22 protein-coding genes and 1 pseudogene are annotated in these 23,592 nt (G+C 53.7%); 16 read left to right on the forward strand and 7 right to left on the reverse strand.

Features of this window, described 5'->3' with window-relative positions; genetic code table 11:
• The 3 genes from ligA to smc all read right to left on the reverse strand — a co-directional run bounded on the left by ligA (nt 1) and on the right by smc (nt 6,972).
• The gene (ligA, locus tag HMPREF1487_RS01420; RefSeq protein WP_010794812.1) at nt 1-2,388 is read right to left on the reverse strand and encodes an NAD-dependent DNA ligase LigA; all 2,388 of its coding nucleotides are present in this window, start codon (nt 2,386-2,388) and stop codon (nt 1-3) included.
• Between the two features lie 100 nt (nt 2,389-2,488).
• Nucleotides 2,489-3,355 (reverse strand): cell division protein ZipA, encoded by an 867-nt coding sequence (zipA, locus tag HMPREF1487_RS01425; protein WP_010794813.1) that lies wholly within the window; start codon nt 3,353-3,355, stop codon nt 2,489-2,491.
• Nucleotides 3,356-3,483: 128 nt separating this feature from the next.
• Complete coding sequence (gene smc, locus HMPREF1487_RS01430; RefSeq protein WP_010794814.1) at nt 3,484-6,972, reverse strand: chromosome segregation protein SMC; 3,489 nt, start codon at nt 6,970-6,972, stop codon at nt 3,484-3,486.
• 83 nt (nt 6,973-7,055) lie between these two features.
• On the opposite strand from smc, the gene HMPREF1487_RS01435 reads away from it, so the two are divergent.
• Nucleotides 7,056-7,892 (forward strand): ion transporter, encoded by an 837-nt coding sequence (locus tag HMPREF1487_RS01435; RefSeq protein WP_010794815.1) that lies wholly within the window; start codon nt 7,056-7,058, stop codon nt 7,890-7,892.
• A 56-nt stretch (nt 7,893-7,948) separates the two neighbouring features.
• Nucleotides 7,949-8,941 carry a sulfate ABC transporter substrate-binding protein gene (locus HMPREF1487_RS01440; RefSeq protein WP_037030361.1) on the forward strand — a complete coding sequence of 331 codons (993 nt, stop codon included), beginning with the start codon at nt 7,949-7,951 and terminating at the stop codon, nt 8,939-8,941.
• A 58-nt stretch (nt 8,942-8,999) separates the two neighbouring features.
• Here HMPREF1487_RS01440 and nfuA read toward each other — a convergent pair whose 3' ends face one another.
• Nucleotides 9,000-9,584: a Fe-S biogenesis protein NfuA gene (gene nfuA, locus HMPREF1487_RS01445; protein WP_010794817.1), complete on the reverse strand. Its 585-nt coding sequence runs from the start codon at nt 9,582-9,584 to the stop codon at nt 9,000-9,002.
• Between the two features lie 219 nt (nt 9,585-9,803).
• On the opposite strand from nfuA, the gene HMPREF1487_RS01450 reads away from it, so the two are divergent.
• Nucleotides 9,804-10,343 (forward strand): ferritin-like domain-containing protein, encoded by a 540-nt coding sequence (locus HMPREF1487_RS01450; protein WP_010794818.1) that lies wholly within the window; start codon nt 9,804-9,806, stop codon nt 10,341-10,343.
• Nucleotides 10,344-10,397: 54 nt separating this feature from the next.
• Here the strand turns inward: HMPREF1487_RS01450 and HMPREF1487_RS01455 are convergent, their stop codons facing one another.
• Both HMPREF1487_RS01455 and HMPREF1487_RS01460 read right to left on the reverse strand, forming a co-directional pair.
• A complete protein-coding gene (locus HMPREF1487_RS01455; RefSeq protein WP_010794819.1) occupies nt 10,398-11,351 on the reverse strand; it encodes a GGDEF domain-containing protein in 954 nt (317 codons plus the stop codon).
• Between the two features lie 3 nt (nt 11,352-11,354).
• Nucleotides 11,355-12,317 carry a response regulator gene (locus HMPREF1487_RS01460; protein WP_037029572.1) on the reverse strand — a complete coding sequence of 321 codons (963 nt, stop codon included), beginning with the start codon at nt 12,315-12,317 and terminating at the stop codon, nt 11,355-11,357.
• Between the two features lie 173 nt (nt 12,318-12,490).
• Here HMPREF1487_RS01460 and metH point away from each other — a divergent pair, with 173 nt between their 5' ends.
• Both metH and HMPREF1487_RS01470 read left to right on the forward strand, forming a co-directional pair.
• Nucleotides 12,491-16,201: a methionine synthase gene (gene metH, locus HMPREF1487_RS01465; protein WP_010794821.1), complete on the forward strand. Its 3,711-nt coding sequence runs from the start codon at nt 12,491-12,493 to the stop codon at nt 16,199-16,201.
• Between the two features lie 70 nt (nt 16,202-16,271).
• Nucleotides 16,272-16,595: a DUF5629 family protein gene (locus HMPREF1487_RS01470; protein ID WP_010794822.1), complete on the forward strand. Its 324-nt coding sequence runs from the start codon at nt 16,272-16,274 to the stop codon at nt 16,593-16,595.
• Between the two features lie 9 nt (nt 16,596-16,604).
• Here HMPREF1487_RS01470 and HMPREF1487_RS28230 read toward each other — a convergent pair.
• Nucleotides 16,605-17,568: pseudogene (locus tag HMPREF1487_RS28230) on the reverse strand (integron integrase).
• Between the two features lie 531 nt (nt 17,569-18,099).
• Here HMPREF1487_RS28230 and HMPREF1487_RS01485 point away from each other — a divergent pair.
• From HMPREF1487_RS01485 to HMPREF1487_RS01535, 11 genes are all read left to right on the forward strand, one after another.
• Nucleotides 18,100-18,534: a hypothetical protein gene (locus tag HMPREF1487_RS01485; protein WP_256205435.1), complete on the forward strand. Its 435-nt coding sequence runs from the start codon at nt 18,100-18,102 to the stop codon at nt 18,532-18,534.
• An 83-nt stretch (nt 18,535-18,617) separates the two neighbouring features.
• Nucleotides 18,618-19,034 carry a hypothetical protein gene (locus HMPREF1487_RS01490; protein WP_010794827.1) on the forward strand — a complete coding sequence of 139 codons (417 nt, stop codon included), beginning with the start codon at nt 18,618-18,620 and terminating at the stop codon, nt 19,032-19,034.
• A gap of 78 nt (nt 19,035-19,112) precedes the next feature.
• Nucleotides 19,113-19,505 carry a hypothetical protein gene (locus HMPREF1487_RS01495; RefSeq protein ID WP_010794828.1) on the forward strand — a complete coding sequence of 131 codons (393 nt, stop codon included), beginning with the start codon at nt 19,113-19,115 and terminating at the stop codon, nt 19,503-19,505.
• Between the two features lie 78 nt (nt 19,506-19,583).
• The gene (locus tag HMPREF1487_RS01500; RefSeq protein ID WP_010794829.1) at nt 19,584-19,937 is read left to right on the forward strand and encodes a hypothetical protein; all 354 of its coding nucleotides are present in this window, start codon (nt 19,584-19,586) and stop codon (nt 19,935-19,937) included.
• Between the two features lie 203 nt (nt 19,938-20,140).
• On the forward strand, nt 20,141-20,395 hold the full coding sequence (locus HMPREF1487_RS26645) for a hypothetical protein (RefSeq protein ID WP_073449301.1): 255 nt from the start codon (nt 20,141-20,143) through the stop codon (nt 20,393-20,395).
• 75 nt (nt 20,396-20,470) lie between these two features.
• The gene (locus HMPREF1487_RS01505; protein WP_010794830.1) at nt 20,471-20,737 is read left to right on the forward strand and encodes a hypothetical protein; all 267 of its coding nucleotides are present in this window, start codon (nt 20,471-20,473) and stop codon (nt 20,735-20,737) included.
• Between the two features lie 73 nt (nt 20,738-20,810).
• Nucleotides 20,811-21,122, forward strand: a complete 312-nt coding sequence (locus tag HMPREF1487_RS01510; RefSeq protein WP_010794831.1) for a hypothetical protein — start codon at nt 20,811-20,813, stop codon at nt 21,120-21,122.
• Nucleotides 21,123-21,216: 94 nt separating this feature from the next.
• Entirely contained in the window at nt 21,217-21,672 is a 456-nt protein-coding gene (locus tag HMPREF1487_RS01515) for a hypothetical protein (RefSeq protein ID WP_010794832.1), read from the forward strand.
• Nucleotides 21,673-21,710: 38 nt separating this feature from the next.
• On the forward strand, nt 21,711-22,034 hold the full coding sequence (locus tag HMPREF1487_RS01520) for a barstar family protein (RefSeq protein WP_268867259.1): 324 nt from the start codon (nt 21,711-21,713) through the stop codon (nt 22,032-22,034).
• Nucleotides 22,035-22,186: 152 nt separating this feature from the next.
• Nucleotides 22,187-22,657 (forward strand): hypothetical protein, encoded by a 471-nt coding sequence (locus HMPREF1487_RS01525; protein WP_010794833.1) that lies wholly within the window; start codon nt 22,187-22,189, stop codon nt 22,655-22,657.
• Between the two features lie 562 nt (nt 22,658-23,219).
• Nucleotides 23,220-23,525 carry a hypothetical protein gene (locus HMPREF1487_RS01535; RefSeq protein WP_010794835.1) on the forward strand — a complete coding sequence of 102 codons (306 nt, stop codon included), beginning with the start codon at nt 23,220-23,222 and terminating at the stop codon, nt 23,523-23,525.
• The last annotated feature ends 67 nt before the right edge of the window (nt 23,526-23,592 follow it).

Consider the following 23,592-nt stretch of genomic DNA (forward strand, 5'->3'; position numbering starts at 1 on the left):
TCAGCTCACCTCGAAGCTGGCCAGACGATCAAGCAGAGCCTGCTCATCCAGTACCGTAACACCTAGCTCGGTTGCCTTGGTCAGCTTTGATCCAGCGCCCGGACCTGCTACGACACATGTGGTTTTGGCAGATACCGATCCGGAAACCTTAGCACCAAGCGCCTCTAGCTTTTCCTTGGCTACATCTCGACTCATCGCCTCTAGCGTTCCTGTCAGCACCCACGTCTGACCTGCTAGCGGCAACCCTTCCACTTGTGTCCTTTCGCTTTCCCAATGCATGCCAAATTCGCGCAGCTGTGCCTCGATCATTCGCGCGCGCTCTGCATATTCAGCCTGACTGAAGAAATCGCGCACGGCATTCTTGGCTCTTTCGTTCAAGCCCTTCATGGCGCTCAGGTCCAGCCAGTCGGCAGTAATCAACGCTTCCAGCGTCTTGAAGTGACCGGCGAGGTTTTTAGCGCCGGTTGCCGCTACATAGGGAATACCCAGCTTCTCGATGAAATCGGCAAACGTGGCGTAGCCAGCGAACTCAGGATGAAGCTCACCCTCCTCCTGAACCTGCACGCCATTACGCAACAAATCACCAATGACATTCTGGTTGTGCTCTTCCTCGAAGAAGTTATGGATCTCATACGCGACCTCATAACCAATATCGGGTAAGTAGATCAGCACTTCCGGCAAGGCCCGCTGAATACGCTCCAGACTCCCGAACGTACGTGCCAGCAGCTTGGCAGTTTCCTCGCCGACATCGGGGATGCCCAAGGCAAAAATGAAACGTGCCAGCACAGGCGTTCGGCTGTTCGCAATAGCGCTGAGCAGGTTTCTGGTCGAGATTTCCGCAAACCCCTCCAGCTGGATAACCTGCTCAAAGGTCAACGCATACAGATCCGCCGGTGACTTGACCATACACCGGTCTACCAGCTGCTCGATAATCTTGTCGCCCAACCCATCGATATCCATCGCACGGCGTGACGCAAAATGAATGATGGACTGCTTGAGCTGCGCCTGACAGACCAGGCGACCTACGCAGCGATAGACAGCGCCCACGCTGACCGACTCTCGTCCCTTGCCTCGCTTGACGAGCTGTGTCCGTTCCACTTCCGAGCCGCAGACGGGACAATGGGTCGGCACCGCCACAGGCCGAGCATCTGCCGGCCGACGCTCGAGCACCACCTGCATGACCTGAGGAATAACATCGCCTGCACGGCGGATGATGACAGTATCGCCAATCATCACGCCCAGCCTTTCGACCTCATCCATATTATGAAGGGTTGCATTAGTGACCGTAACGCCGCCCACCTGAACCGGCTTGAGACGAGCAACAGGCGTGATGGCGCCCGTACGACCCACTTGAAACTCGACGTTAGTAAGCTCCGTCAGCTCTTCACGGGCTGGAAACTTGTGGGCAATCGCCCAGCGCGGCTCCCTGGCCCGGAAGCCCAGCTCTTTCTGCCAGTCGATACGGTTGACCTTGAAAACGACGCCATCGATTTCATAAGCGAGCCCATCACGTCGCTCGCCAATATCATGGTAGTAATCACGGCACGCCTGAGCACCTTTGGCTAGCTTCAGCTCCTTGCTGATTGGAATGCCCCACTTGCGAACCGACTGCAAAATCTCGTATTGAGTATTTGGCAGCGTTCCGCCCTCTACCCGCCCGTAGCCGTAACAGCAGAATTCGAGCGGGCGCTTGGCAGTAATACTGGAGTCGAGCTGGCGCAAACTGCCTGCGGCGGCATTACGTGGGTTCGCAAAGGTCTTCCCACCGGCCTCCATCGCGCGCTCATTCAAGGCTTCGAAACCGGCCTTGGACATAAAGACTTCGCCCCGCACCTCGAGCACATCCGGCCAACCACGGCCCTGAAGCTTGAGGGGGACGTTGCGGATAGTACGCACGTTGGCAGTGATGTCCTCGCCTGTCGTGCCGTCACCACGGGTCGCCCCGCGAACAAGCACGCCCCGCTCATACAGCAGGCTTACCGCCAGGCCGTCGAGCTTGGGCTCACAGGTGTATTCAATTTCTGCCGTCTGGCTGAAAAGATCATTACCGTTATGACTGACAAGCTCATCAGCCAGCCCGTCCCGTACGCGGCGATCAAATTCGAGCAAATCCTTTTCTTCAAAGGCATTCCCCAAACTTAGCATGGGGACTTCATGGCGAATCGTCCCGAAAGCCGACAGGGCGGAGCCACTCACCCGCTGCGTGGGAGAGTCAGGCGTAATCAGCTCAGGGTGCTCGGCCTCAAGCGCCTTGAGCTCACGAAATAGCCGATCGTATTCGGCATCCGGAACACTGGGTTCATCCAGAACATAGTAACGGTAATTATGCGCATCGATTTCGCTGCGCAAAGAAGCGATCCGCTCGGCGGCATCTTGGGCTTGGGTCATGCTGTTCTCTCTCTAGCACCAAGGCTGGACGTCATGTCCAGCAACAGGCAGAAACAAAAAGAGCAGCATAAGCTGCTCTTTAGTCGACTCTGAAATCGGCTCAGCGTTTCTGAGTCAGGCTCTTGCGTTCGAAGTCGATGATACGCTGGCGGTAGTGTTCGATGGTCTGTGCCGTCATGACGCTACGCTGCTCGTCCTTCAACTCACCGTTGAGCTCGGAGGCCAGCTTGCGAGCGGCAGCCACCATCACTTCAAACGCCTGCTTGGGATGCCGCGGGCCTGGAAGGCCTAAAAAGAAGCTTACGGCCGGCGTGCGGAAGCTATCGATGTTGTCCAGATCAAACGTACCTGGCCGTACGGCATTGGCCATGGAAAAAAGCACTTCGCCGTTGCCGGACATACTCTCGTGACGATGGAAGATATCCATGTCACCGAAGCGCAGGCCACTTTCCAGAATATTCTGCAACAGAGCCGGACCGCGAAAGCCGTTCTCATCACGTGAAATCACGTTGATGACCAACACCTCTTCTACGGGCGGCAGCTCCTTGCGCTCTTTGCGCGGCTCTTCCATCGCAGACAGGTCCGGCTCGGCGTCGACGATGTCCTTGCGGGCCTTACCCTTGCCACGAGCCGGTGCCTCATCGTCATCAGCCAGGGCACTGAACTGGGGCTCGGCGCCACCCAGCTCCAACTCTTCCGCAACAGGTTCTTCGCGGCGCTTGCGAGCGGCACGACTTGGGCGAGGCGCTTCTTCCTCGCTATCAAAAGACGGCTCCTTATGTTCGACCACACGAGACGGCCCTAGTAGTTCTGAACTACCGCCCTCATCGGACTGGCCGGAGAGATTGTTGTCCAGGCGAAACTTGAGTTTCCCTTTCCCGCTCATCCGTCGCCAGCCATCGAAAAGTATGCCGGCGATTACGATAATGCCGATGATGATCAGCCATTCGCGCAGACCGATATCCATGTAAGACGCATACCTCTGTCAAAAATCAACTTCGCGCTCGCCACTTGCCCATGCATAGCAAAATGCCAAACGCCCAAAAACGGGCATAAACTAGCACGCCCGCCACCAACTTTACACCGTCTGTCGTATCAAGCTTCAGCCAAAGCAACAGCTTCTTCGACATCGACGGCCACCAAACGCGAACAGCCCGGTTCGTGCATCGTCACGCCCATCAGCTGATCGGCCATTTCCATGGCGATCTTGTTGTGTGTGATATAGATGAACTGCACTTTTTCGGACATTTCCTTCACCAGCCGCGCGTAGCGGCCAACGTTGGCATCGTCCAGAGGCGCATCCACTTCGTCAAGCATGCAGAATGGCGCCGGATTGAGCTGGAAAATCGCAAAAACCAACGCGATCGCCGTCAATGCCTTCTCACCACCTGACAAAAGATGAATGGTGCTGTTCTTCTTGCCTGGCGGACGCGCCATGATCGCAACCCCGGTATCGAGTAAATCTTCTCCCGTAAGTTCCAGATAGGCGTGTCCGCCGCCAAAAACTTTTGGAAACAAGGCCTGAAGGCCATTATTGATCTGATCGAATGTTTCCTTGAAACGATTGCGCGTTTCACGGTCGATCTTGCGAATCACGTTTTCGAGCGTTTCCAAGGCCTCAACAAGATCATCGTTTTGCGCATCCAGATAGCGCTTGCGCTCGGATTGCTGCTGATACTCCTCGATGGCTGCCAGGTTAATGGCACCCAGGCGTTGAATACGCGCATTCAGCGCCTCCAATCGGGTCTCCCATGCCGATTCGGTGGCATCCTCAGGCAATGTAGCCACTACGGTCTGCAGGTCATACCCCTCTTCATGCAGCTGCTCCTGAAGGGTTTTACGGCGCACGGACAGTCCCTGCCACTCAAGCCGCTGCTGCTCCACCTGACTGCGCACCACCTGCGCCTGCTGCTCGGCCTGGGTACGACGGCGCTCGGACTCACGCAGCTCACGATCTGCCTCCTCCAGAGCCATGCGCGCGCCTCGTAGCTCCTCATCGACACTCATGCGGCGCTCAAGCAATTCTTCGAGTTTCAACCTGAGCTCCTCAATCGGTGCAGAGCCCTCTTCCAGGTTGAGACTAAGCTGCTCACGTCGCTCGTCGAGCCGAGCCGCCTGCAGCAGCAGACGCTCCAGTGCCTGCTGTGTAGAGTCATGCTGGGCTTTGAGCGACCCCAGCCTTACAGCCAGCTGATGAGCCTGCTCCTTATGCTGCCTCGCCTCCTGACGAGCCCGATCCTGCCGCTCGCGTAGCGTCTCGCGCTGAGCAATCAACAGGTCGCGACGCTCGGTATCGGCAGCCATGGCATCCAATGCATCCTGAAGGCTCAGTCGTGCCTCACCAATCTGCTCGATCTCGATAGCGCGTTGCTCTGCCATTTCAACCCGCTCTTCTTCAAGCCGCTTTCGGCGCAGTCCAAGCTGCTCGGCCTTGGCCTGCCGCGCCGACAGCTGAGCCCTGACTTCACCCTGGCGGCGGCTCTCCTCCTGAGATCGACGGCGGACCGTTTCGCGGCTGCGCTCTAGCTCTGCCAACTGCTCCTGCGCCTGCTCAAACGCCTTCTGCCCCTCACTCAGCCGGTGTTCCAGCTGAGTACGCTCAGCGTGTAAACGCTCAAGCTCCTGGCCGCGCGCCAGCACACCGCTTTCCGCCTCGCTGGAGCGCTGTATTCGCAAAAAGTGACGGGATACCCAATACCCGTCTCGACTGACAAGGCTCTGCCCGTCAGCAAGCCTCTGCCGCTGCGCCAGTGCGTTCTCAAGGGTCTCCACTGGAAATACATTGCCCAGCCAGGGCGACAGATCATGTGGGGCTTCGACTTTATCCAACAAGCTCCCTGGCGTTGCAGGCGCTACATGCCCAGGTGTTACCAGGCGCAGCTCGCCCTGCTCGAATGCAGCCAGGTCGAGACCGGAGAGATCATCCAGGCAAACCGCCTGCAAATCAGCGCCCAACACCGTTTCAACGGCTCTCTCCCAGCCTGACTCAACCCGAACACCCTCGGCCAGGCGGCTACGCTCATGCAGATCATGCAGACGCATCCAGTCATCCGCCCCTTTTCCAGGATCGAGCGCAGCCTGCTGCAAGGCCTCCAGCGAGACAATACGACCTTCCAGACGCTGCAGCTCACCTTGCGCCGTGGTCTGTTGAGTGGTTACAGCCTGAAGCTGCTCTCGACTGATAGCCAGCTGCTCGTTGGCCTCTATTTCTTCCTGGGCGAGGTCCTCGAGAATCAACTCGATTCCAGCGAGCTCTTCGCTGAGCTCGAGCAACGCTGCGTCTTCAGGATCCGCTGCCAGTTGCGTCAGCTCATCACGCAGTCGTCGCTCGCGCTCCATGAGCCGTTCCAGGCTTTTTTCCAAGTGACGGATACGGGACTGTTGAACATCAGCCTCACGTTGAGGCGCTGCACTGTGCTGGTTGAAGCTGTCCCACTGCGGCTGCCACGCTTGCATGGCCTGCTCGGACGCCTCCAGCGCCAGGGCAGATTCTTCAGCAGAAGCTGCGCTCATTTCCTGCTCGGGCTCCAGCATGGCCAGCTCTTCGGCCAAGGTAGCAAGAAGCGCCTGGTCATTACCCAGATGTGCGGCAGCTTCTTCCCGAGAGCGCTCGGCTTCACGCAGATCATCCTGCAGCTGACGCAAGCGCTGCTGGCCGTGCTGAATGCTCTGCTCGACCCGCGCAATGTCTCCACCAACCGAATAGAAGCGCCCCTGCACCTGATTGAACCGCTCGGACAAATCATGATGGCTGTCTCGCAGTCGCTCAATACTGGCATCAGCGCTGCGCTGCTCAGCAACCAACGCTTCGAGCGCTACCTCCTGATTGCCAATGACGCGCTCACGCTGCTGCACCAGCTCATCCAGATCGCGCCAACGAAGTGCTCCCAGTTGGGCACGAAGCTGGCGCTCTTCCGCCTTGTACTCCTGATATTTCTCGGCAGCCTGCGCCTGTCGGTGCAACCGTTCGAGTTGCCGTTCAAGCTCTTCACGAAGGTCCGTCAGGCGCGCAAGGTTTTCCTGGGTACGGCGAATACGGCTTTCCGTTTCACGACGGCGCTCCTTGTACTTGGAGATCCCCGCCGCTTCTTCGATGTAATTGCGCAAATCCTCTGGACGAGCCTCGATCAGCTTGGAAATCATCCCCTGCTCGATGATCGAATAACTGCGCGGGCCAAGCCCTGTGCCCAAAAAGATATCAGTGATGTCGCGACGACGGCATTTGGTACCGTTGAGAAAATAGGTATTCTGCCCGTCCCGAGTTACCCGTCGGCGAATGGAAATTTCCGCATAGCTGGCATACTCACCGACTAGGGAGTTGTCCGAATTATCGAAAATCAGCTCGATTGAAGCCTGGGTAACCGGTTTGCGGCTGTTCGAGCCGTTGAAGATGACATCGGTCATCGACTCGCCGCGCAAGTTCTTTGCCGAGCTTTCGCCCATGACCCAGCGCACGGCGTCGATGATATTCGATTTGCCGCATCCGTTCGGCCCTACGACTGCCGACATATTGCTGGGGAAATTAACGGTTGTCGGGTCTACAAATGATTTGAAGCCCGCCAACTTGATGGATTTTAGCCGCATGCGCCCTTCCTTCGCGTGCCTTCATTACCGGCATGGCGAGAAGACACAAGGGTGCGATTTTAACATTAGAAGGAGTCTATGCCATGGCCGACGCTCAGCGCCTGCGCCGACGTCTGGAGATCATCATCTTCCACTCCAACACCGCTCCGGGACGTTGGTTCGATGAAGCCCTCCTGTTTACCATCCTAGCCAGCCTGGTGGTGGTCATGCTTGATAGCGTGGCGGAGATCCATGCTAAATATGACGAAATATTGTCCCTGTGTGAATGGGCGTTTACCGTCCTGTTCACCATCGAATACCTGCTAAGGCTATACAGCGCACGAAAACCTGCGAAGTATGCCTTCAGCTTTTTCGGCATCGTGGACTTGCTGGCGATACTGCCCAGCTTTATTGCACTCTTTGTGCCTAGCGCTCAATACCTGCTGGTGATCCGTATCCTGCGCCTGCTCAGGATATTCAGGATTCTAAAGCTGCGTCAGTACCTGAATCAGGCCAACTTTCTGGTGACGGCATTAAGAGGTAGTCGGCAAAAGATCATTGTCTTCCTGCTCAGTGTTCTGACGATGGTGACGCTATTCGGCTCACTGATGTACGTAGTGGAAGGACCGGAAAATGGCTACACCAGCATTCCCAAAAGTATCTATTGGGCGATCGTGACGCTGACAACGGTAGGATTTGGCGACATGGTTCCGCAAACTGCTCTAGGTCAAGCCATCGCCAGCATCGTCATGATCAGTGGCTACTCGATCATTGCAGTACCCACCGGTATCTTTACCGCTGAGCTATCCAATGCCATTCGAGGCGAGAACAGTATCCACAAGCCGTGCGGGGCGTGTGGCAAGGAACTCCACGAAGCACAGGCCTCGTTTTGCAGCCGCTGTGGAAACTCGCTTTATAAACGAACGGTAATACCGGAATAATGTGGCCTTTCCAGAGCGGGACGCTCTGATAACAACCGATAAGAGACATCACCATGATAAAAAAGCTCTTCGCTCCGCTACTGGCGGCCGGCCTGCTCCTGGGAGGTGCTGCGAATGCAGCGCCCCTGCTGAACGTTTCCTATGACGTGATGCGAGACTTCTACAAGGAATACAACCCGGCTTTCCAAAAGCACTGGAAAGAGACCCATGACCAGAATATAACCATTCAGATGTCTCATGGTGGCTCCAGCAAACAGGCCCGCGCCGTCATTGATGGCCTACCGGCGGATGTCATCACCATGAACCAGGCCACCGACATTAACGCCCTGGCCGACAATGGCGGGCTGATCCCCAAGAACTGGGCCGAGCGCCTACCGAATAACAGCGCCCCATTCACCTCCGCTACCGTCTTTATCGTTCGCAAAGGCAACCCAAAGGGCATCAAGGACTGGCCTGACTTGGTCAAGGAGGGTACGGAAGTCATCATTCCAAACCCCAAGGTCACAGGTAACGGACGTTACTCCTACCTGTCCGCCTGGGGATACGTCTTGAAAACCGGAGGCGACGAGGCCAAGGCCAAAGCATTTGTGGGCGAGCTGTTCAAGCATGTTCCGGTTCTGGATACAGGCGGTCGCGCTGCTACCACAACCTTCATGCAAAATCAGATTGGCGATGTGCTGCTGACCTTTGAAAACGAGGCCGAAATGATTGCGCGCGAATTTGGTCGCGGTAACTTCGAGGTGATCTATCCCAGCGTATCGGCTGAAGCCGAGCCACCCGTCACGGTGGTCGACAAGGTCGTTGACAAGAAAGGCTCACGCGAAGTGGCTGAGGGATATCTCAAGTATCTCTGGTCGGAAGAAGGTCAGCGTATCGCAGCCGACAACTATCTGCGTCCACGCAACGTAGAGATTCTGGCGCAGTATCAGGACCGCTTCCCGAAAGTGGACTTCTTCTCAGTCGAGCAATTGTTTGGTGACTGGCGGACCGTACAGAAAACGCACTTTGCCGATGGCGGCGTCTTCGACCAGATCTATACCCCGCACTAACTAACAGGCGGCATAGAAAAGGCGGCTCGTAGCCGCCTTTTCTTTTCGCAAAACCCTATCAGTAATAGGCGTTTTCGCGATTGCTATGATCGGTTACGTCACGAACGCCTTTCAGGTCCGGGATACGCTCGATCAAGGTACGCTCGACGCCATCCTTGAGCGTCAGGTCAACCTGACCGCAGCCCTGGCAGCCGCCACCAAAACGCAACACGGCAACCCCGTCTTCTACCACCTCAACCAGACTCACCATACCGCCGTGGCTGGCCAGACCGGGATTGATTTCAGTCTGCAGATAATAATTGATGCGCTCGCTGATCGGGCTGTCTTCGCTGATCATCGGTACCTTGGCGTTGGGCGCCTTGATGGTCAGCTGACCCCCCATGCGATCCTGGGCATAGTCGACGATGGCATCTTCCAGGAAGGGCTCGCTGATCGCATCGATCCAGGCGGTAAAGTCCTTCAGACCAAACGACGTATCTTCAGGCTTCTGCTCGCCCGGCTTGCAGTAGGCAATACAGGTCTCGGCGTACTGGGTTCCCGGCTGCGTGATAAAAATGCGAATGCCGATACCGGGAGTGTTTTGCTTTTCAAGCAGGCCAGCCAGGTAATCCTGGGCGGCTTCAGTAATGGTGATAGCGCTCATTTCTACTCCTCGCTTACCTGGGCGCAGTGTACGCCAGAGCGGCCTACGGTTAAAGACTTACTAGTTTAGTAGGATAAATGGCACCTGTGCTTGATTCTTTCAAGCCCGACCCGCCGATAAATCTTGGACAAAACTTTTACCAGACGTGGGAATCACATCTGGACAGGCCCCGACAGAGGGCCATCCCAGATGGACCGTGAAGCCTAAGAGGAATGCCCCATGCTGACCAACCACCCCTTTCTGACCGATATCGAAACCATTCGCCAACGAGCCCGCCAACATATTGAAGACGGCCCCATCACCGAGGGCTATAGCGCCGATCGCGAAACTGTTATCAAGCTCCTTAACGACTCACTTGCGACCGAGATCGTATGCACGCTGCGCTACAAGCGTCACTACTTCATGGCTACCGGTATCAAGGCTAGCGTTGCGGCTGCCGAATTTCAGGAGCATGCCGACCAGGAACAGGAGCACGCCGACCGCCTGGCCAAGCGTATCGTGCAGCTGGGCGGCGAGCCTGATTTCAACCCTGAGGGTCTGCTCACCCGCTCGCATGCCCAATATGCCGAAGGTCACGACCTGCGTGACATGATCAAGGAAGACCTGATTGCCGAGCGCATCGCCATCGATACCTATCGCGAGATCGTGCAGTACATCGGTGACAAGGACCCAACCACACGGCGCATCTTTGAAGACATCCTGGCCCAGGAAGAAGAACACGCCGATGACATGGCTGGCTTACTGCAAGGCCTGGATTGATCAGCACCGCACATCAAAAGCCCGCTTGAAACAGCGGGCTTTTTTATCGCTTACTCATGCGCCCGAATAGACCGTAACCTGATTGCGGCCATTATGCTTGGACTGGTAGAGCGCCTGATCGGCACGCTCCAGCAACACCTCATGGCTCTCTACGGGCAGGCTCAGGTCGGCAATGCCCAGGCTGATCGTAAACGCAATCTGCTTACCTTCGTGCTCCACCTTCAGATGCTCAGCCTGCTGGCGCAAGCGTTCTGCAAAGATCTGGGCGCCACTGCATGGCGTATCAGGCATCAGGATGACGAACTCCTCACCGCCATAGCGCCCCGCCCTGTCGGTTGCCCGAATATGGCCGTTAATCAGGTTAGCCAGAGCCTGGATGACCTTGTCGCCTCCCGGATGACCGTAGGTGTCGTTGATCTTCTTGAAATGATCGATATCAAGAATCACCAGCCCGACATTGCAGCGGTAGCGCAAATGACGCGCGAATTCATGCTTCAGGCATTCATCCCAGAAGCCACGATTGAACAGTCCGGTCAGCCGGTCGGTTCGTGACAACTGCTCCAGCTGACCATTGACCGATTGCAGCTGACGCGTGTTGGTCGCAACCCGTGTCACATCATAGATAATGATACCGATGTAACCCACTCCGCCTCGCGTGTCACGCAGCGGCAGAATAGTGACATTCTGGTACATGTAATCTTCCAGCCCTGTAATAGGCTGATAGTTCTTGAACTTGACCAGATAAGGCCGCTGCTCCCAGATGGTGAACATCGGCGTGCCCAGCATGGCCACACCTTCGACCTTGTAACGGAACCAGTCCTCGTCCATTTCAGGGAAAAGCGAGAATAGTAGCTTGCCCTGCGCATCACTCGGGACGATTCCCGAATGGTTTTCCATGAAGCTGTTCCAGACTTCCACTTCATACTTGCGATTGATCACCAGCACACCGACATCGATGTGCTGCACGATATCCAGCATCCAGTGAAGATCGTCGAGTTCGATCGCCATGTATCAATCCATCATGTAATTGATTTTATTAGTAAGCCGCTTGACTGAGTCTTCGGTAAACAGCAGCAGCAAATCAAAATGTATGTCATGCCCTTCGAGGCTATAGCTCACCTCGACAGCCAGGGTCTTCTTCCAGCGCTGGCGATTGACCTGAATCAGATTCTCAAGCGCCGTGTGTTGCCCCAGGATCATCGGGTGCCCCTGCGAGAAGCGCACATCGATCTGCTCCGACAAACCGCTCAGGCATGCCCCAATCAGGATGCTAGCCAAGTCGAGCAGCATCTCCATCTGATCATTGTTTTGCGTGCTGCCACTGCGGAGCAGCGTTACCATGTCCTTGACTTCCGAATCATGGAAAATCAGCAAGGCCTCGCCCGCAATGCCATTACCGATAAACCCCTGACAGACCGCTGTGACACGGCTGCCGCGCTGCACATCAGCCAACGCCATATGCAGCTCGCCTACCTCAAGGATGTTGACGTTGGGAATCGGAAGCTGCACGAAAACATTGAGCACCTTGGCCAACAACGCTGCCGCGCGACCAATGGATACGTTGACCACTTCGCGGAAGGCATCACGAAAGCTGACATCAGGATCAGGACGATCCTCCATGACGGCTTCCTTGTTGGGTGCAAATCCAAGCAAGCCATGCTGAAGCAGCAGTGCCTTGAGCTGCTCAGCGTCGGCTGGCTTTTTCAGAAACGCCAGTGCACCCAACTCCAGCACACGCCGTATGGCCTCTTCCTGGACGTCGCCAGAAACCACGATCACGTTGCACGTGATGTTTTCAGCCCGCATCGCCTCCAGCGTCTGATAGCCATCCATGACCGGCATGGTCAGGTCCAGTAACATGACCTGAACCTTGCCCTGACGCAGCACGTTAAGCGCCTCACTCCCATTGGTCGCCTGTGTAATGTCCACAGACCACTCGGGAGGCAAGGCACGAATCAGCTGCTTTCGTGCCATGGCAGAATCATCACAAACCAGTAGCGGAGTCGCAGTCACAATCGATACTCGTTAAAAATGGAAGCGTTATTACTTGAAGATAGCTCATATATCAGATGACCAAAGCAGTCTTCGTGCCATCTGACAGCTTTGCTATCATCCCTTTTTTGTCGCTGTAATCTGGATACCTGCCCATGATCGATCGCGCCGCACGCTTCTCCGCCCTGCAAACCGCACTCAAGGAGCGCATCCTTATTCTGGACGGCGGTATGGGTACAATGATCCAGAGCTACAGACTGGAAGAGGCCGATTACCGGGGTGAACGCTTCGCTGACTGGCCTAGCGATGTCAAAGGCAATAACGACCTCCTGCTTCTGACTCGTCCTGATGTCATTCAGGCGATCGAAAAAGCCTATCTGGATGCGGGCGCCGATATCCTCGAGACCAATACATTCAACGCCACGCGCGTTTCCCAAGCCGACTACGGTATGGAAGCGCTGGTGTATGAGCTGAACGTGGAAGGTGCACGGCTGGCGCGTCAAGTTGCTGACACAAAGACAGCCGAAACGCCAGATAAACCACGGTTTGTTGCAGGCGTCCTTGGTCCAACCAGCCGCACCTGCTCCATCTCGCCAGACGTAAACAATCCCGGCTACCGGAATGTGACATTCGATGAGCTGGTGGAAAATTACACCGAGGCCACGCGAGGTCTGATCGAAGGTGGCGCGGATCTGATTCTGATCGAAACAATCTTCGACACCTTGAACGCCAAGGCAGCGATCTTTGCAGTACAGGGCGTATTCGAGGAAGTCGGCTTTGAATTGCCGATCATGATCTCCGGTACGATCACCGATGCCTCCGGTCGCACCTTGTCCGGCCAGACCACTGAGGCCTTCTGGAACTCGGTCCGCCATGCCAAGCCCATCTCGGTCGGCCTCAACTGCGCGCTGGGTGCAAAAGAGCTGCGCCCCTATATAGAAGAATTGTCCGCCAAGGCCGAAACCCACGTTTCAGCCCACCCGAACGCTGGCTTGCCTAACGCCTTTGGCGAGTACGACGAAACGCCTGCACAAATGGCTGAGGTGGTTGAAGAGTTCGCGGCCAGTGGCTTTTTGAATATCGTAGGCGGTTGCTGCGGCACCACGCCCGGCCATATCCAGGCGATTGCCGAGGCGGTAGCCAAATACCCACCGCGCGCCCTACCAGAGATCCCGCGTGCTTGCCGCCTGTCCGGCCTTGAGCCATTCACCATTGATCGCACGTCCCTCTTTGTAAACGTGGGCGAGCGAACCAACATCACCGGGTCTGCCAAGTTTGCCCGCCTGATCCGTGAAGAGAACTATGCAGAAGCTCTGGATGTTGCCCGCCAGCAGGTAGAAGCTGGCGCTCAGGTCATCGATATCAACATGGACGAAGGCATGTTGGACTCGAAGGCGGCCATGGTTACTTTCCTGAACCTGATTGCCTCTGAACCGGACATCTCCCGTGTGCCGATCATGATTGACTCCTCCAAGTGGGATGTCATCGAGGCTGGCCTTAAGTGCATCCAGGGCAAGGGCATCGTCAACTCCATCTCCATGAAGGAAGGGGTCGACGCATTCATCCACCACGCCAAGCTTTGCAAGCGCTACGGTGCGGCGGTGGTCGTCATGGCCTTCGATGAAGCGGGCCAGGCCGATACCGAAGCGCGCAAGAATGAAATCTGCGCCCGTTCCTATGACATTCTGGTCAACCAGGTAGGCTTCCCGCCGGAAGATATCATTTTCGACCCGAACATCTTTGCGGTCGCAACCGGCATCGAAGAGCACAACAACTACGCGGTGGATTTCATCAACGCGTGCGCCTTCATCCGGGACAACCTGCCCTACGCCCTCTCCTCCGGCGGCGTCTCTAACGTGTCCTTCTCGTTCCGTGGCAACAACCCGGTGCGTGAGGCCATCCACTCTGTCTTTCTGTATTACGCCATCAAGAACGGCCTGACGATGGGTATCGTCAACGCCGGTCAGCTGGAAATCTATGACGAGATTCCCAAGGAACTGCGTGATCGAGTCGAAGACGTTGTGCTTAACCGCACCCCCAATGGCACCGAAGCGCTACTGGCCATTGCCGACAAGTACAAGGGTGACGGCTCCGTCAAGGAAGTCGAAACAGAAGAATGGCGCAGCTACCCAGTAGACAAGCGTCTTGAGCATGCACTGGTCAAAGGCATCACGACCTTTATCGTCGAAGATACTGAAGAAGCCCGCCAGCAATGTGCCCGCCCTATCGAGGTTATCGAAGGCCCGTTGATGTCCGGCATGAACGTCGTTGGTGACCTGTTCGGCTCCGGCAAAATGTTCCTGCCTCAGGTAGTCAAGTCCGCTCGCGTGATGAAGCAGGCTGTGGCTCATTTGATCCCCTTCATCGAAGCAGAAAAAGGTGACAAGCCCGAGGCCAAGGGCAAGATCCTCATGGCGACAGTAAAAGGCGACGTTCACGACATTGGCAAGAACATCGTGGGCGTGGTGCTGAGCTGTAACGGCTACGACATTGTTGATCTGGGCGTGATGGTGCCGGCAGAAAAAATCCTGCAAACCGCTATCGAACAGAAATGCGACATCATTGGCCTCTCCGGACTGATTACGCCATCGCTGGACGAAATGGTCCACGTCGCCAAGGAAATGCAGCGTCAGGGCTTCAAACTACCACTCATGATTGGCGGTGCCACGACCTCTAAGGCGCACACGGCCGTCAAGATCGAGCCGCAGTACAGCAACGACGCGGTGGTCTATGTAACCGACGCCTCTCGCGCCGTAGGTGTCGCCACCCAGCTGCTCTCTAAGGAACTCAAGGCAGGCTTCGTCGAGAAAACCCGTACCGAATACGCTGAAGTCCGCGAGCGCACCGCCAACCGCAGCGCACGCATTGAGCGCCTGAGTTATGAGAAGGCAGTCGCCAACAAGCCTCAATTCAACTGGCTTGGCTATCAAGCCCCCAAACCCAGCTTTACCGGCGTCAAGGTGCTGGATGATATTGACCTTGCTGTGCTTGCCGAATACATCGACTGGACACCCTTCTTCATCTCCTGGGATCTCGCCGGCAAATATCCGCGCATCCTGACCGACGAAGTAGTGGGCGAAGCCGCCACTGCCCTATTCAATGACGCCCAGGCCATGCTGAAAAAGCTGATCGATGAAAAGCTTATCAAGGCGCGTGCCGTGTTCGGCTTCTGGCCAGCCAATCAAGTACGCGATGATGACCTGGAGGTCTACAGCGACTCGGGTGAAACTCTGGCAACACTGCATCACCTGCGCCAGCAGACCATCAAGCCGGACGGCAAACCCAACTTCTCCCTGGCCGACTTCGTGGCGCCCAAGGAAAGCGGCGTAACCGACTACATGGGCGGTTTTATTACTACTGCCGGTATCGGTGCTGAGGAGCTGGCAAAGAGCTACGAAGCCAAGGGTGATGATTACAACGCCATCATGGTCAAGGCGCTGGCCGACCGTTTGGCCGAAGCCTGTGCCGAGTGGCTCCATGAGCGTGTACGCAAGGAACATTGGGGGTACGCACGTGATGAGCAACTTTCCAACGAGGAACTCATCAAGGAGCGCTACAAGGGCATCCGCCCTGCCCCCGGCTACCCGGCCTGCCCGGATCACACCGAAAAAGCCACGCTCTTCGCCCTGCTCGACCCAGAAGCACAGTTCAACCAGGCGGGCCGCAGCGGTGTATTCCTGACCGAACACTACGCCATGTTCCCCGCCGCAGCTGTGAGCGGCTGGTACTTCGCCCATCCGGAAGCGCAATACTTTGCCGTTGGCAAGATCGACAAGGATCAGGTGGAAAGCTACACGCAGCGTAAAGGCCAGGATCTCGCCGTCACCGAACGTTGGCTAGCCCCCAACCTGGGCTACGATAATTAACTAACCTGTAGGGTGGGTTACGCCGCTGGCTGGCCCACCTCTTCTCTCTTCAGATTCTACGTACCTGCCCATGACCACCGAAACGCCCTACCTGCTCGACCAACTCGAACTCGCCGACATGCTCGAAATCGACGGGCTCCATGCGGCCAACTTTACCTTGAATGATGATCTTCTCGACCAGGCCGATGCCGCTGCAGAGGCGGACGAGTCCTTTGAAAGCGAAGAGATCGTCCTGACCATCGAGGCGCTGGACGGGCGTGAACGCAAGCGCTGGCAGTTCAGCTACAACAGCGTAATGGAAGCCGAGCACGACGCCGCAGCCAACAGCTGGCTAATCGAAGGGCATCGTCTCGTCTGTTTCGAAGCCATTGGTGCCGACTCCGAAGACGAGTAAAGAAGCCGCTTAAACTCGATCCAATGGACTCAAGACGGCCAGCCCACCGCGATTAAGTACGTGGGTATAAATCATGGTGGTTTTTACATCGGCGTGGCCCAGCAGCTCCTGCACTGTCCAAATATCCTGGCCACTCTCCAGCAGATGCGTGGCAAAGCTGTGGCGCAACGTATGGGGCGTAGCCAGCTTAACAATGCCTGCCACCTGAACAGCGCGTTTGAAGCCACGCTGAAGCCTCTGCTCATTGAAGTGATGACGCCTGACGGCACCACTGCGGGGATCAACCGATAAACCAGAAGCTGGAAACACGTATTGCCAGCCCCACTCCCAAGGTGCTCTAGGGTATTTGCGCGCCAGGGCATCGGGCAGATACACATCACCGCGCCCTTGTGCCACCTCATGCTGATGAAGATGTTTCACATGAGAAAGTTGCACCTTGAGCGGCTCAATCAAGCGCAGGGGTAACACCGTAACCCTGTCCTTCTGGCCTTTTCCGTCACGAATAAGGATTTCTCGCCGACCAAAGTCGATATCTTTAACGCGCAGCCTGACAGCCTCCATCAACCGCATCCCTGTGCCGTACAGCGAGTTTGAAATAAGCCACGGCTCGTCCTTGATTCGCCAGAATCTTCTGCACTTCCTCTATAGATAACACTACAGGTAAACGACTTGGCTTTTTAGCGCGCACAACTTCACCCAGCCAGGGCAAGTCCTGCCGTAATACTTCTTTATAAAGAAACAGAAGCGCAGCCAGCGCCTGATTCTGGGTCGACGCAGCCACGTCTTTATTGACAGCCAGATGAGATAAAAAAGACTCAACCTCCGGTGCTCCCATTTCGACCGGATGTCGATAATCATGAAAACGAATGAATCGCTTGACCCACTCGCAATAGACGCGTTCCGTTCGGATCGAGTAATGTTTGAGCCTGATTTGCTCTCGCACTTGATCCAGCAGCCGTGGCTTCCTTTCCATGACGTATAACTCCTTTATACCGTCAGTGCTCCTCGGAAACGTCCACCCTAGACAGGAAGAATGAAGATGACAAGGAAGGTTATCCGTCAAACGCGTCCAGCGTGTTATCCGTCACATGACGTCTAATAATAGTTATGCAGTAAGGAGAAGTTATGCCGCACCCGCAAGGAAGTAATGGGAACCCAGTATATGTCGCATTGAACTTTGATGAGGTCTACGAGTTTGTTGGGCAAAGCGGTGTCAATTTCCGATCTACCACCGACGAAAATATGGTCGCACGCAGAGGGCATGCAGGCGATGGCGTTACGCCTGTAATCGTTCTCGAGGGCGAACGGAATGTACATGGCAGAGTCTGCTCTTCCTGCTGGGGGCACCAAACGAGCTGTACCGGAGAGCGTATAAGCCAAGCGATCGTTGGTCTTGATAATGCGGCGAATGCATAACAATGCGTTCAAGAACGTTCGCTTTGCTCACTGGGACTGGCGTACCGCCAGCCCCTTAACTTCGCGTTAGAGAATTATGCATACAACTATGCTCAGCCACCAATCTCTCTTTCGTGCTGGAAGTGAATCCAACGGATGTACGGTTGCAGAGGGAACCTCATCAGATTTTTTAATCAATGGTGAGTCTCTACTTCATGCCATAGTTAAAGCAGATGGAGGGCATGATGACTTTATGGGCTGTTTTGTAAAAGGCTTTAATGCTCAAAACGAAACCACTGCCAGAAAGTTAAAATTGCTTACTGAGCCTAAAAACCGTGTACTGCTTTATATATGTCCCGAGTGTGGTGACATCGGCTGTGGCGCTTACTCCGCACAAATAGTTAAAACCGATTCCGGCTATATTTGGGAAAATTTCGCATACGAAAACGGTTATGAAGAACCACGCATCATTGAAAACATCGGGCCTTTTTTATTCGAACCTCGTGCTTATGAAGCTGCAATTGATCGAGCAGCTGTTCTCTAACAACTGGTTCAAATCGTTCGCTCCGCTCACTGGGACGCGCTAAAGCCCGCCCCTTAACCAAACGTTATACCTCGGAGGCTATCGTGTTTCATCTCAAAGATAGATCATTTGAAATCTACGAGGCAAATGTGCATGGGAAGTTCTTGGAAAACGAACTCCATTGTTACTTGGAAATCACCACAAAAGAAATTGAATTCGAAGAATCTAACTGGGCACCATCACTAAGCCATCAGGGGTTAATTCTAAAAGCGAAGTCGCTGGAAGATCTAGATGGGCTTGTGAGTGAGTGGTCATCGGAAAACAATCCTCACCCAGAAGTAGGAATACTGAGCGTGTTCGGCCACGTCGAAACAAATAATAATAGAATTACTTTTGGCAATGCATCGGGGCAAGAATTCGGCTTTAGTTGGTCAGGCACGGGAGATGTAATGTGGAATTCAGAATTTGGAAGCGATGTCCAGTTTAATGTTTCAGGGGTGCTCAAAGTCACAATCGTATAACAATTGGTTCAAGTCGTTCGCTTCGCTCACTCGGGACCGGCTAAAGCCGGCCCCTTAACCAAACGTTAGGCATCACAGATGAATTCGCGGCTATCTACAATCGACGCAGATATTGAAGAAATATTGAATGCTATGTCTGCTCCAGAGCGGATAGCTTTGATTTCTAAGGCTGTGTTGTGGGCGGCGAGCGAGGTTGGCCTTGATGGCGTTGATATAGAAAAATCAATCCAAGAGATGCATCACGAACGGTTACATGAGATCGCTCAAAAATTCGATGACCGATATTTTGAACTTCAAGAGTTAGACGATCCGGAGCATTTAACCTGTTTCTCTAAAGCGCGTGGCTATAGCGCGGCAGCATTCTTGGCTCAGGGTAATATTCACGAGGCAATGTACGAAGCAATTGCAGCCACTGATGCGCCACAAGATATTCTGCGCATCATAAAAATTACCCGGGGTGGTGAAGCCTAACAAGTGGTTCAAGCCGCTCACTTCGTTCGCTGGGACGGGCTAAAGCCCGCCTCTTAACCAGACGTTATGTGTAATCAAATGGATAAGCCACTTACATTACTATTTAATAATCAAAAAGTCGCAACACTTTCTGGCTTTAGCTTCGAGACCCCATGGGCTTATGCGACGGCTGAATTTGATGATGTTTCGTTAGAAGCCAAGCTTGAGAGGCTGGCCAATTTTCGAGCATTTGGTGCTGAGCTTGAACAAAAAGAGCTACCTGAAGATAAGGAAGAAATATTATGGAAAGAAAAGTTAGTCGAGCTTAAATTGAGTCATTCAGATTTAAAATTAGACAGAGATGAAGATTTTTCGGTTGAATGGAGCGATGACTCTGTTAGAGAGGCGCGATCTCTGTCATACGGAAATAAAATATTAATGTGGAGACCTTAAGTCAAACACATAACAAGTACATCAAAAATCGCCCTGCGGGCTGGACGCGCTCACGCGCGCCTTTTATGTAGGCGTTAGGTTGCAAAGGGAATATGCACCAGATCAAATCTAACCTATATCCCTGCGCTCACTGCTCTGGCGTAGGAACTTGCAAAAACGGCACTAACGAATCTTCTTGTGCTGTTTGCGTAAAAGAACATGAGTTGAAAGGCAAAGAGTTCGCTGGGCTTCCATGTGGTGTCTGCGGCGGTATCGGACAAGCAGAACCCCGAACCGAGAGAATTAATAAGCGCATGCCAGCGATATTAGGCTTTATGGTGGTTTTTCTTCTAATGTTTGGTGTGTTTTTAAGTGCAGTGCTGAAAAGTCCATACTTTAGCGAAGTGTTAGCCTTTTCCGGCACACTCATAGGTACAGTTTTAGGCTTCTACTACTCAGACCGTAGCAAGGCAACCTAACTAGCGGTTCAAGCCGCTCGCTTCGCTCACTGGGACCGGCTAAAGCCGGCCCCTTAACCAAGCGTTAGGGTTCCCATGTCGCCATTCGCAAACCTAGCCACCGAGCTTAAATCTGCCGGAATCCGCATGGGGCAAATCCGCATCAACGAAACACCCCAAGACTGTTGCTTTTGCATTCTCAACTATGGTGATGAGATCGAGTGCTTCTACTTTGAGCGTGGTGGAAAATTCGACCTGGTGTCTTTCGCTTCGCAACCCGAGGCGATTGAGCACTTTAAGAATTGGGTACTATCCAATAAAACGCTATATGCAAACTGGGGAGGCACTGTTGGGCAACCCTAACAATAGGCTCAAACCGTTCGCTTCGCTCACTGGGACGGGCTAAAGCCCGCCCCTTAACCAAACGTTAGCTGCCATGAAGCACCTCCTTGGTCCAACCCTTCTCAACACGCTCTCGCTGTTTTCAGTAGAAGTCGGGCTGGCAGATGAGGCTGCGTTTCGCGTGGCTGATTTAAATCTAGACAATCCGGCCTCACTATTAGCACTCAAGAGTGAGCTTTTAAATACCCTATCAGATCGTAATTTTTCTTGGGTACAAGCACTTGATGATGGATGCAATTTAACGGTATATCCTGCCGACTCCGAAGAAGAGGCGCGCGCTTATGTTATTGAACTCCTCTGGAAGCGATATTTCCCGAATGAAGCTATCCCGCCGTTCGGCAGCTAACCTTTCGGTCAACGTGACAACCCAAAGCGACGCTTTGGGTTCCCTTCGCTGCTTCGCAACTCCGGCTGCACGTTACTTCCAACGTTAAATGTCTATGAGTAAGTTTGAAGGATTAGTTCCAGAGCTACCGAAGTGGAACAATGGCAACGGAATCTCCTTGGGAGATTGGATCACCTGTATAGGTAGGTACGATCATTTTCTCGGATATTTGGAGCTTGTTTGGCCAAGCTTCATCATGGTTGATGATACGGTATTTATTGAAAGCCTTTGGCAGAAGAATAGATACGAGACAATTATTTCTAATTGCACGAATAAGGCTGAGGCTCAAAAATATTTAAACCTGATCGACTTGGCAAATCTCTTCTTAGGTGCCGAAGAAGAGGTCACGGATGAATTTCTTCTTTACCTCGCAAACGCCATTGTGCAGGCGTGGGAAGCCAAGCTATGCACGCAGTTTCCGGAAAGAAAATTTAAGGTTGTGTTGGAAAACTTCCTAAGTGATCCAGACGATTGTGAGTTAAACATATATTTTTTTGAGCCCGAGATTTAACAAGGTGGTCAACGGGACGCCAACTACGCTGCGCTCCGTTGGCGCCCATTACCACTAGCGTTAGGCAAAAACATATTGCCCGCGTACAGCTAGTAGAGATTGATCTCCGAGCTATCACTAGCGCAGAAGAACTGCACTCTTTACTGATGGAGTCGCTGAATTTTCCAGGCTGGTATGGTGCTAACTGGGATGCTTTCTGGGACGCCATAACTGGCTTGGTTGAAATGCCATACACAGTTAGGTTCTTAGGCTGGGCGCAGTTCTCACAACACCTACCTCGTGAGGCGGTGCTACTAAAAGAATGCCTTACTGAAATGCAAAGTGAATATCCGCAGTTCGCAAGCGAGGTGGTTTATGCCTAACAAGGCGCTCAAGTCGCTCACTTCGTTCGCTGGGACGGCGTGCCGCCGCCCCTTAGCTTAATCGTTAGGCTTAAGAGCAAAACCGAGTGGAATCAAATATGTGTTTTATAACCCCTCTTTCCAGCAGATAATCTTGAGCCTATGGAGAAAACGTGATCTGGAATGAATTAAGGAAACATTTAGGAAAAGGAATTAGCACATTACCCGAAATGCCAGTAAAAGTTACTGATCGCATATATCAGGCAGGCCCGGCATTTCTAATGACATCTAATACACTGAAGGACTTTTCCCCGTCCGATGAACCCATTATTACGCTAATCATCTGGGCACCATCAGCGGGCGCGCTTAAAAGAGCCTTCAATGGTGATATAGAAAGTGATGATGGAATCTCAGGAATCCCCCCAAATGAAATGTTAATATCCCCAACTGCAAATACCTGGGGAACAATTAAAGAGCAAGCAAAGGAGCTTGGTATAAAATTTCTTGAATCAGCTAGCTATCGCATCATGACTGATGGTGCTTTCATTCAAAAACAACTTCAGTCTCGGACATATCGGGCTTATTTTCGTTCTCGAAATACAAAATTCAACGAACACCCATATGTCATTGCCGTTACCGCCTAACAACTGGTTCAAACCGTTCGCTTTGCTCACTGGGACGGGCTAAAGCCCGCCCCTTAACCAAACGTTAGGTTGAATATGGTTCGTGCACGTCTGATTTCGACAGAAGGTCCATATCTCGAAGCCGTAATAGAAACTTGTGGGCAGCAACTACATGTAATGGATGAATTTAGTGTCTGTGAAGATACGTGCCCAAAGATTGGTGAAGAGTTTGACTTTGAGTTCTACCCGCTCATAGGCGATGGCCAAGAGTGGGAGGCTATTTTTACTGGTAACCCATCTGGGCACTCGGGTCTGGAACATCTTGGCGGTTGGCGTTATCGCGCTTTTGGTAAGGTTATCGGCGTTAACCTTGTCCTCGTAGACTGCGGCCTATTTACTGTCGAAGACGTGGTGAGCTCCAGTGATCCTAGATTGGTCGGCGAGTCGGTCGCATTCACAATTTCCAGGTTAGGCGGTTACGCGTGCAAAACCTAACACCTGGTTCAAATCACTCGCTTCGCTCGCTGGGACGGGCTAAAGCCCGCCCCTTAACCAAACGTTATAAGCTCAAAGGAGCACCGTAATGCCTGTAGCCGAATCCTTTGCAGCAATTGTTGCACTTATCGGACAATTTAGATCAGAAAAAGCATCACAAGAACAGGCCGGATTTGGTGAGTTCATGGAGTGGCTTACAAAAATCAATCACGAAGAAATTAAAGATCTACTGCTCCTAAATACAAAAGCCACGATCGGAATAAAGGCAATTTTAAATCAAGATCGAAATATAGTACTCGATCAACTACAGCGTATAGATGGTGCGCTAGCGTCATTTTCTAGCAAATTCGATGGATTTAGGGAAGGTCTGAAAAAGACTTCCCGAATCTGGTGAAATACGCCGATCCCGCCAGCCGAGTTTTTCCATGAAGCAGATGACCTTCGCCGACGCCGAGTACGCC

This window comes from Pseudomonas sp. HPB0071, from assembly GCF_000478505.2.
Classification (GTDB): Bacteria; Pseudomonadota; Gammaproteobacteria; order Pseudomonadales; family Pseudomonadaceae; genus Chryseomonas; species Chryseomonas luteola.